The organism is Actinomycetospora sp. (assembly GCF_055612215.1).
The window spans coordinates 1-9372 of record NZ_JBVPVA010001043.1 but is presented as its reverse complement, the minus strand read 5'-3'; the positions used below and the strand labels follow the sequence as shown (position 1 = coordinate 9372).

General features: G+C 75.6%; 7 protein-coding genes. 2 read left to right on the top strand and 5 right to left on the bottom strand.

The features are described 5' to 3' along the window. From AC0CYZ_RS28315 to AC0CYZ_RS28295, 5 genes are all read right to left on the bottom strand, one after another. A partial coding sequence (locus AC0CYZ_RS28315) for a Dyp-type peroxidase (protein ID WP_472221446.1) occupies positions 1–726 on the bottom strand: 726 nt, incomplete at its 3' end. A gap of 83 nt (positions 727–809) precedes the next feature. Then, on the bottom strand, positions 810–1829 hold the full coding sequence (locus AC0CYZ_RS28310) for an ABC transporter permease (RefSeq protein ID WP_472221445.1): 1020 nt from the start codon (positions 1827–1829) through the stop codon (positions 810–812). Then, positions 1826–2902: an ABC transporter ATP-binding protein gene (locus AC0CYZ_RS28305; RefSeq protein ID WP_472221444.1), complete on the bottom strand. Its 1077-nt coding sequence runs from the start codon at positions 2900–2902 to the stop codon at positions 1826–1828. Before AC0CYZ_RS28305 ends, AC0CYZ_RS28310 begins: the two co-directional genes overlap by 4 nt. Then, positions 2899–4137 (bottom strand): hypothetical protein, encoded by a 1239-nt coding sequence (locus AC0CYZ_RS28300; protein WP_472221442.1) that lies wholly within the window; start codon positions 4135–4137, stop codon positions 2899–2901. Before AC0CYZ_RS28300 ends, AC0CYZ_RS28305 begins: the two co-directional genes overlap by 4 nt. An 87-nt stretch (positions 4138–4224) precedes the next feature. Next, positions 4225–5247, bottom strand: a complete 1023-nt coding sequence (locus AC0CYZ_RS28295; protein WP_472221441.1) for a TerC/Alx family metal homeostasis membrane protein — start codon at positions 5245–5247, stop codon at positions 4225–4227. Between the two features lie 277 nt (positions 5248–5524). Between AC0CYZ_RS28295 and AC0CYZ_RS28290 the strand changes: the two genes are divergently transcribed. Both AC0CYZ_RS28290 and AC0CYZ_RS28285 read left to right on the top strand, forming a co-directional pair. Next, a complete protein-coding gene (locus tag AC0CYZ_RS28290) occupies positions 5525–8440 on the top strand; it encodes an alpha/beta fold hydrolase (RefSeq protein WP_472221440.1) in 2916 nt (971 codons plus the stop codon). After that, positions 8437–9300: an ABC transporter permease gene (locus AC0CYZ_RS28285; RefSeq protein ID WP_472221439.1), complete on the top strand. Its 864-nt coding sequence runs from the start codon at positions 8437–8439 to the stop codon at positions 9298–9300. Before AC0CYZ_RS28290 ends, AC0CYZ_RS28285 begins: the two co-directional genes overlap by 4 nt. The last annotated feature ends 72 nt before the right edge of the window (positions 9301–9372 follow it).

The window sequence follows — 9372 nt, the reverse complement described above, 5'->3', positions numbered from 1 at the left end:
GACGAACATCGTGCCGTGCCAGGCCGTCTCCCCCCACGCGGTGTTCCGCCGGAAGATGTGGCCGTAGGTGTCCTGGTCCGTGCGGGCCGCGTGGGCGTCGTCGGGCTTCGGGTCCAGCTCGACGCTGTCGGGCTTCGTCCGCCCGATGACGTTCTCCTGCGTCTCCCGGTCCAGGGCGTACCACTGATCGCTGTCGTGCACCCACTTCTGTAGGAGCAGGACCGATCCGCCGGCGCCCGGCCGACCGTCGGGCACGGAGACGACCCCGACGGCCTCGCCGGACGCCGGGTTCTCGGTGCCGTCCTCGAAGCCGGTGAGGTCCCGGTCGTGGTGGTGGGACCAGGCCACGGTCTCGTCGGCGAGGGTGGCGACCCCGCCGAGCGCGGACACCGCGTGGGTGGTGGCGTCGAAGACGACGGACCGGCCGCCGCCGGTCACCCAGAGCACGAGGTCGTGCTGGGTGGCCGGCATGGTGAACCCGTCCGGGCCGACCACGGCCTCGTCGTAGCCGTGCACGTCCGGGGCCCCGTCCGGCGCGACGGCCCCCCACAGCTCGGGGCGCAGGCCCGCCACCAGACCGGTCGCGCCGGTCGTCTTCACGGTGGCGACGAGCTCCGCGAGCCCGGCGGCCAGGGCGGCGTCCGACGTCCCGGGCAGCCGGTCGAACTCGAGGTAGGCGTGCGAGGACGTGCCGAGGGCGAGCACTCCGGACTGGGCGACGGGCATGAGACGCAACCCTAGGTGCCTCCGGCTCGTGAGCACTTTTCCGCCCTATGACACGGACAAGTGCTCACGAGCGCGAAGCGCACCTACTGAGCCACGTCCTTCGTCGTGAAGTTCGCCCACGCCGCGACCATGAGCACCAGGACGTACGCGAGCTGGACGAGCACGCCGGAGCGGATGTCGCGCAGGAAGATCGGGTCGCGGAAGAAGTCGATCCAGGCCAACCAGTAGCGGGTCGGCAGGTACGGGGTCACCGAGGCGGCGGCGTCGAGGGTGACGAGGACCTGCGAGGTGATCAGCGCGGCCAGGGCCCCGAGGGTCGCGCCCAGCGAGGACGTCGTCACCGTGGACAGGAACAGCGCGATCGCCCCGACACCGAGCATCGAGATGGTGATGTAGCCCATCGCCCCGAGCAGGCGCAGCGCGAGGTCGGCGGGCGAGAGCGGGTCGCCCGACAGCGAGGAGACCGAGTCCTCGGCGCGGTCGCGCGCCTCGGTGGGGTCCAGCGCCGTCGAGGACCCGGTGCCGGGCGTGCCCGACGCGGGAGGCGAGGCGCCGGGAGCGGCCGGCGCGGCCGCCGCGGGACCGTTGGCCGTCCCGCCCGAGGACCCCGCGGACCCCGCGTCCGACGAGCCCCCGCTCGACCCGCCGATCTGCGGGATCGCGTTGACGACCGCGACCGGGTCGCCCGCCCCGAACAGCGTCACCCCGACGACGTAGGAGGTGCCCGCCACCGCGGCGACGGTCACCACCACGAACGCGATCACCGAGACGAGCTTCGCCCCGAGCAGCGCCGTGCGCCGGACCGGGCGGACGAGCAGGTAGCGCAGCGTCCCGACCGCAGACTCCCCCGCCACCGCGTCGCCCGCGACGACCGCCACGGCCACCGGCAGGAAGATCGGCAGTACCAGCGCGAGCGCCGCCGCCGGGTACAGCGACCCGGACTGCAGCACCGCGGACAGGAACGCCGCCCCCTGCCCGGCCGGCGGCGCGATGCGGGTCGAGGCCAGGAACCCCGCGACGACGGCGGGCAGCAGGCAGAGCAGCCCGATCGTCACCCAGGTCCGGGGGCGCCGGAAGAGCTTGCGGAGCTCGACGCCGATCACCGCCGGCCCCCGCGGTCCGTCGCCGTCGCACTGTCGTTCCCCGGCCCGGTCAGCTCGACGACGACGTCCTCCAGGCTCACCCGCTCGGGCTCCAGGGCGTCGAGGCGCACGTCGTGGGTGACGAGGTGGCGGGCCAGCCCCTGCGCCCCGTCGCCGTCCGCGGGGACGACGACGAGCCCGCCCTCGGCGGTGCGCGACGCCACGGCCCGCCCGAGCACGGCCAGCGCGCGCTCGACGTCGGGCGTGGTGACGACGATCCGCCCGGTGGCGCGGCGGACCTCGTCGAGCGGCTTCTCGAGCACCAGCCGGCCGTGGTCCACGATGCCGACGCGGGTGCACAGCGCCTCGATCTCGGTGAGCAGGTGGCTGGAGAGGAACACCGTGGTGCCCTCCTCGTTCAGCTCGACCAGCAGCTCGCGGATCTCGCGGATGCCGTGGGGGTCGAGGCCGTTGGTCGGCTCGTCGAGGATCAGCAGGTCGGGGGTGGTGAGCAGCGCGCCCGCGAGCCCGAGCCGCTGGCGCATCCCGAGCGAGTAGGTGCGCACCGGGCGGCGGTCGATCCCGGCGAGCCCGACCCGCTCCAGGGCCTCGCCGACCCGCCGTCGCCGCCCGGAGCGGCCGCCGGGGCCGGACGCGTCGAGCAGGTCGAGGTTCGCCCGCCCGGAGAGGTGGCCGTAGGCGGCCGGACCCTCGACCATCGCGCCGATGTGCGGCAGCACCTCGTGCACCTGCTGCGGGACCTCCCGGCCCAGCACCCGGATCGTCCCGCGCGTGGCGTAGACCAGCCCGAGCAGCATCCGCACCAGCGTCGTCTTGCCCGAGCCGTTGGGGCCGAGGAAGCCGTAGCGGTCGCCGCGCTCGACGTGCAGGTCGACGCGGTCGACGGCGGTGTGCGGGCCGTAGCGCTTGGTCAGCCCGTGGGTCTCGATGACCAGCGGGGCGTCGACGGCGGGGGCTCCGAGCGGGCTCGCCGGGGCGCGGCGCCCCGGCCCGCGCTGCGCGGGCAGCCCGCCGTCGGGCGTCCCGTTCGTGCGGGTGGCGGCCGAGGTCGCCTCGTCGCGGTCGGTGCTCACGAGACGCTCCCGGCGACGTCGGCGACGGCGCGGTCGAGGACCGCGTCGGGGACCAGCCCGCCGATCGCCCAGGCGCGGTCGCCGACGCGCACCACGGCCAGCTGCAGCAGCGGCGAGGACAGCGCCCCGCCCTGCGCGCTCCCGGTCTGGCCGCGGGCCGCGCCCGGGGGGTCCACGGGCAGCGTGCGGGCCGCGGAGCCGGCGCGGGAGATGTTGGAGAGCAGCGACGTCGCGACGTCCGGGGGCAGCGGCACCACGACCAGCTGGGACAGCGACGTGCCGTACTGCCCGATCGCGGCGAACCCGCGCTGCGGGCGCTCCCGCGCGGTGCCGTCGACGCGGGCCGGCACCGCGGCCGGGTTCCCGCGGCCCAGGATGCCGAAGAGGTCGGAGGTCGGGCTGCGCGTGGTGCCCGCGCCCGGCCCCGCCTGCGGGACGAGGACGGCCGGGTCGGGGGCCGCCTCGTCCAGCTCCAGCATCGTGCTCACGACCACTGGTCCGGCGGCGAGCCGCCCGGCGTCGTCCTTCGTGCGCACCTCCACGGCCACGGGCAATCCGCTCGCGGGGTCGGCCCACACGTCGAGGGCGCCGACGGTGGTGCGGGGGTCGGAGACGGTCACGCGGAACCCGGCGGCGTCCACCCCGGCGAGCCGGCGCGCGGGCAGCGCGACCACCGGGTCGTCCGGGGAGGTCCCGGAGAGCAGCCGGCGGGCCAGCTGCGGGGGCGGCAGGTCGTCGGCGCGCGGCAGGCGCACGGTCGGGTCACGCCGCACCAGCGTCAGCAGCTGGGCGCCGTAGTCCCAGACGGCCTGGCCGGTCGGCGTGGTGTAGCGGCTGCGCTCGCCGGTCGGGTAGAGCTGGTCGACCCGGCCCGAGTCCGGGGCGGCGTACCAGACCCGCAGGCGCGACGTGCCCGTCAGCAGCGTCGTGACGTCGGAGAACTGGGCGACCTCGGGCAGGTTGAGCCCACCGGAGGCCTCCGCGTAGCCGGTCCACGGGACGTCGCCGGAGGCGGTGACGCGGTCCCGGAGCGCAGCGGGGGTCAGGGCGGGGTCGGGGTCGACCGGCCAGGCGGAGACGACCGCCGGGACCGCGACGAGCAGCGCCAGCACCCCGACGACGACCGCCCACCGCCGGTACCGCACGGCCGCGATCGGCGGGCGGCCGCCACGGGCGCCGCCCGGCGAGGCCGGTCCGGCCCCGTCGTCCCGTCGCCGGTCGAGAACTGCTGCCACCGCGCTCCGTCCGTGCCCCGCGACCCGGTCCGCGCCGGGTCGTCCCCGTCGAGAGTGCCAGCGCGGGCGCGGGGGCGCCGTGAGCGCTCAGAGCGTGGCGCCCCGACGCAGCCGCGTACGCAGCAGGCTCGCGATCGTGGTGACGGCGAGCACACCGACGATGAACCCGAGCGAGACCTCGATGCCGATGAGCGGGACCGGCACCGGGTGGCCGCCGTTGACGAACGGCAGCGTGTTGGTGTGCAGCGCCTCGAGCACCAGCTTCATCCCGATGAAGCCGAGGATGAGCCCCAGCCCGTACTGCAGGTAGACCAGCCGCGAGAGCAGCCCGTCGAGCAGGAAGTACAGCTGGCGCAGCCCGAGCAGGGCGAAGGCGTTAGCGGTGAAGACGATGTACGCGTCCTTGGTGAGCCCGAAGATCGCGGGGATGGAGTCGAGGGCGAAGAGCAGGTCCGTCAGCCCGATCGCGATCATCACCATGAGCATCGGCGTGACCATCCGCCGCCCGGCCCGGACGACCGTCAGCTTGCCGTCGTCGTAGTCCTCCGTGACCGGGAGGACCCGCCGCACCCCGCCGACCAGGAGGTTCTCCCGGTACGGAGCGTCCTCGTCCTCGCCGCGCACCACCTTCACCGCGGTCAGCAGCAGGAAGGCGCCGAAGAGGTAGAACACCCACGAGAACTCGGAGAGCACCGCCGCGCCGGCCACGATGAACCCGCCGCGCATCACGAGCGCGATGAGGATCCCGACGAGCAGCACGCGGTGCTGGAACGCCCGCGGCACCGCGAACGTCGTCATGATCAGCAGGAAGACGAAGAGGTTGTCCACCGAGAGCGAGTACTCGGTGACGTAGCCCGCGATGAAGGCGGTCGCGTCGTGCCGGCCGCCGAACACCAGCAGGGCCGCCGCGAACAGCACCGCGAGGCCGACGTAGATCGCCACGCCGCGCCCGGCCTCGCGCATGGTGATCTCGTGCGCCCGGCGCCCGGCCCACAGGTCGAGCGCGAACACCGCGAGCAGGCCGACGAGGGTCACCGCCCAGATCCAGAACGGCTCGTCGCCGAGGGGCGGGCCGGGCAGGACGGGCACGGGGGGCGCTGCGACGGGCACGGGGCGCACTTCTCCTCCGGTGGGTGGTCGTGATCCACACCGGAGGTCTCTCCCGGCGCCGGCGGCCCGGGCTCGGGCCGCGGCGTCGTGCGCCCCGGACATCTTTCCGCTGTCGTGCTGACGAGGCGCGCGCAGGCCGTCTGGGGATACTCCCCTCCTGATCGGAACTATCCCACGACGGACGGCCGGGTTCACTCCGGGTGTCACATCCCACGCGCAGGGTGGCCACGCGCCGCTCCGCACGCCGAGCACACCGTCCCCACCTAGGGTCTGCGAGGTGGAGCGCCCTCGTCGGATCGCGGCCGTCGTCGTGCCCGCGCTCGTGGCGCTCCTGCTGGCGCTCGGGACGCCGGTGGCGCCGGCCGCGCTCGCGCAGGACGCGGGCGCCCCCCGGGAGCAGGCGCTGCGCATCGAGGTCCACGACGGGCCGGGGCGCACCCAGCCGCAGTCGCTCGACGCCACGCTCTACCTGCCGGCCCGCACCCCGGCGCCCGCGGTGATGCTGGCCCACGGCTTCGGGCAGACCAAGGAGGCCGTCGCGGGCGAGGCGCGCTCGCTGGCCGCCCGCGGCTACGTCGTGCTCGCCTGGTCGGCGCGCGGCTTCGGCGCGAGCACCGGGCAGATCGCGCTCGACGCCCCCGACTACGAGGTCGCCGACGCCTCCCAGCTCGTCGACTGGCTCGCCGCGCGGCCCGAGGTGCGCCTCGACGGACCCGGGGACCCGCGCGTCGGGGTCATGGGCGGCTCCTACGGCGGGGCGCTCGCGCTGCTGCTCGCCGGCTACGACCGCCGCGTCGACGCCGCCGTCCCGCTGATCACCTGGAACGACCTCGGCCAGGCCCTCTTCCCCGACGACGGCGCGGCGTCACCACCGGCCGCGGCCACGCCCGCTCCCGGGGCGGGCGGGTCGGACGGGGTGTTCAAGCGGTCCTGGGCGTCGCTGTTCTTCGGCATCGGGTCGGGCTCGTCGCGGGCCGCCTCCGGACCGGGTCCCGACGTGTGCGGCCGGTTCCTCCCCGAGGTCTGCGCGGGCTACGTCGAGGCGGTGCGGACCGGGCGCGAGCCGCCAACGCTCGCCGCGTACCTCGCCGCCGCCTCCCCCGCCTCGGTGGCCGGCCGGATCACGGCGCCCACGCTGCTCGTCCAGGGCGAGAACGACACCCTCTTCGGGCTGGACCAGGCCGACGCCACCGCCCGCCAGATCGCGGCCGGGGGCGGCACCGTCGCCGTCGCGTGGTTCAACGGCGGCCACGACGGCGGGTCCCCCGACGACGGCACGAACGCGCGCGTCGAGGGGTGGCTCGACCACTACCTGCAGGGCGCCGGGTCCGCGCCGCCGACCACGTTCACCTACGTCCTGCCCTCCGGGGTGCGCAGCCGCGCCATCCCCACCCAGCGGACGATGACCGCGCCCGGCTACCCGGGCCTGTCGGGGTCCCCGCCCGCGCCGCGGACGGCGCTGGGGCTCTCGGGCGCCGCGCAGACCGTCGTCTCCCCCGCCGGCGGGGTCCCGGGCTCGATCTCGAGCGTGCCCGGCCTCACGGCGCTCGCCGGGGGCGCGGCCGGCGGGTCGTCGGGCGGTCCGGGCTCCTCCTCCGGCGGCGGCTCCGGGAGCTCTGGCGGGGCGTCCTCGATCCTCGGCCGGCTCGCGTCCGACCTCCCGGGCCAGGCGGCCACCTTCTCCACCGACCCGTTGCCCGGGCGCACCGTGCTGTCCGGGTCGCCGCAGGTCCGCGTGACCGTCGCCGCGCCGCCGACCGCGGCGAGGCCCGGCATCACGAGCCCCACGACCGGCCCGGTGCTCTTCGGGAAGGTCTACGACGTGGCCCCGGGCGCGAACGGCGCCGCCCCGACCCGCACGCTGCTCGGCTCCGCGGTCGCCCCGCTGCGGCTGCCCGCGCTGCCGCCCGACGGGGCCGCGGTGCCGGTGACCGTGACGCTGCCCGGCGTCGTCGCCACCGTCGCGGCCGGGCACCGGCTGGAGGTCGCGCTGGCGACCACCGACCAGGGCTTCGCGTCCCCGCCCGACCCGGCGGTCTACCGGATCGACCTCGACCGCACCGTGCCCGCCGCGCTGTCCGTCCCGAGCGTCGCGGGCGTCGAGACGGGCGGGACCAGCGTGCCGCTCGGCCCCGTCGTCGCGGTCGGCCTGCTGCTCGCGGGCGTCGTGGTCGCGGTCGTCGTCGGGCGGGTGGTGGCTGCGCGGCGGCGTCGTCGGGACCTCGAGCCCGGCGGCGACCTCGCCGTCGACGCGGACCTCGTCGACGTCCCGCTCGTCGTCTCCGACCTCGCGAAGACCTACCGCAACGGTTTCGTGGCGGTGCGCGACGTGGCCTTCCGGGTCGAGCGCGGCCAGGTCCTCGGGCTCCTCGGCCCCAACGGCGCGGGGAAGACGACCACGCTGCGGATGCTCATGGGCCTGGTGCGGCCGACCTCGGGCGAGCTGCGGGTGTTCGGGGTGCGGGTGGTGCCGGGCTCGCCCGTGCTGGGCCGGCTCGGGTCGTTCGTCGAGGGCCCCGGGTTCCTGCCGCACCTGTCCGGGCGGGCCAACCTCGAGCTCTACTGGGCCGCGACCGGACGGCCACTGGCCGAGTCCGGGATGGACGAGGCGCTCGAGATCGCCGGGCTCGGCACGGGGCTCGACCGGACGGTGAAGACCTACTCGCAGGGCATGCGCCAGCGGCTCGCGATCGCGCAGGCGATGCTCGGCCTGCCCGACCTGCTCGTGCTCGACGAGCCCACGAACGGCCTGGACCCACCCCAGATCCACGCGATGCGGGAGGTCCTGCGGCGGTACGCGAGCGATGGCGGACGTACGGTCCTCGTCTCGAGCCACCTGCTGGCCGAGGTAGAGCAGACGTGCAGCCACGTCGTCGTCATGCACCGCGGCGAGGTGGTGGCCACCGGGGAGGTCGCGGAGCTCGTCGCGGGCGGACAGATGGCGATCTCGGTCCCGCCCGCCGAGCGGGACCGGGCCGTCGCGCTCGTCGCCGCCGGGGAGCACGCGGCGGAGGCGGACCGCGACCGCGACGACGTCGTCGTGGTCGACCTGGGCCGCGACGCCGGGCCGACCGAGCGTGCCGCGGTGGTGCGCCGCGTCGTGGACGCCGGGATCGACGTCGTCGGGGTCGGGCCGCGGCGCCGGCTCGAGGACGTGTTCCTGGCCCTGATCGGTGAGGAGGGACCCTCGTGAGCTCCGAGCTCTCGGACCACCGGCTGGGGCCGCGGCTCGCGTCGTCGGGGTCGACGCTGCCGGTCCGCGTCGAGCTCCTGCGCCAGCTGCGGCGTCGGCGCACGCAGGTGACGCTGGGGCTCGCGGCGCTGCTGCCGTTCGTGCTGTGGATCGCGTTCTCGGTCGGCAGCTCCTCCTCCGGGCAGGCGGGGGTGTCGCTGACCGACCTGGCGCAGACCTCCGGAGCGAACTTCACGACGTTCGCGCTGTTCTCCTCGGCCAGCTTCCTCTTCGTGGTCGTCGTGGCGCTGTTCTTCGGCGACACCGTGGCGAGCGAGGCGTCGTGGTCGTCGCTGCGCTACCTGCTCGCGATCCCGGTGCCGCGGGTGCGGCTGCTGCGCCAGAAGGTGATCGTCGCCGGCCTGCTCTCGGCCACGGCGCTCGTCGTGCTCCCGCTGGTGGCGCTCGCGCTGGGGACCCTGGTCTACGGGGACGGGCCCTACAGCGCGCCGACCGGGGAGACGATCCCGTACGGCACGGCGGTGCTGCGCCTCGCGCTCGTCGTCGTCTACCTCGCGCTGAACCTGGCGTGGGTCGCCGGGGTCTCGACGCTGCTCTCGGTGGTCACCGACGCGCCGCTGGGGGCGGTCGGCGGCGCCGTGCTGATCTCGATCCTCTCCCAGATCCTCGACACCATCGACGCGCTCGGCTCGGTCCGCGACGCCCTGCCCACCCACTACGCGTTCGCGTGGGCGGACCTGCTCGCCACCGACGTGGACGCCGGCGACGTCGCCCGCGGGGTGCTCGCGGGGCTGGTGTGGGCGACGGCGTTCGGCGTGACGGCGGTGTGGTGGTTCCGGCGGAAGGACATCACCTCATAGGTGCGCTGCGCGCTCGTGAGCACTAATCCGCCCTATGACACGGGAAAGTGCTCACGGGCGCGGACGCGCACC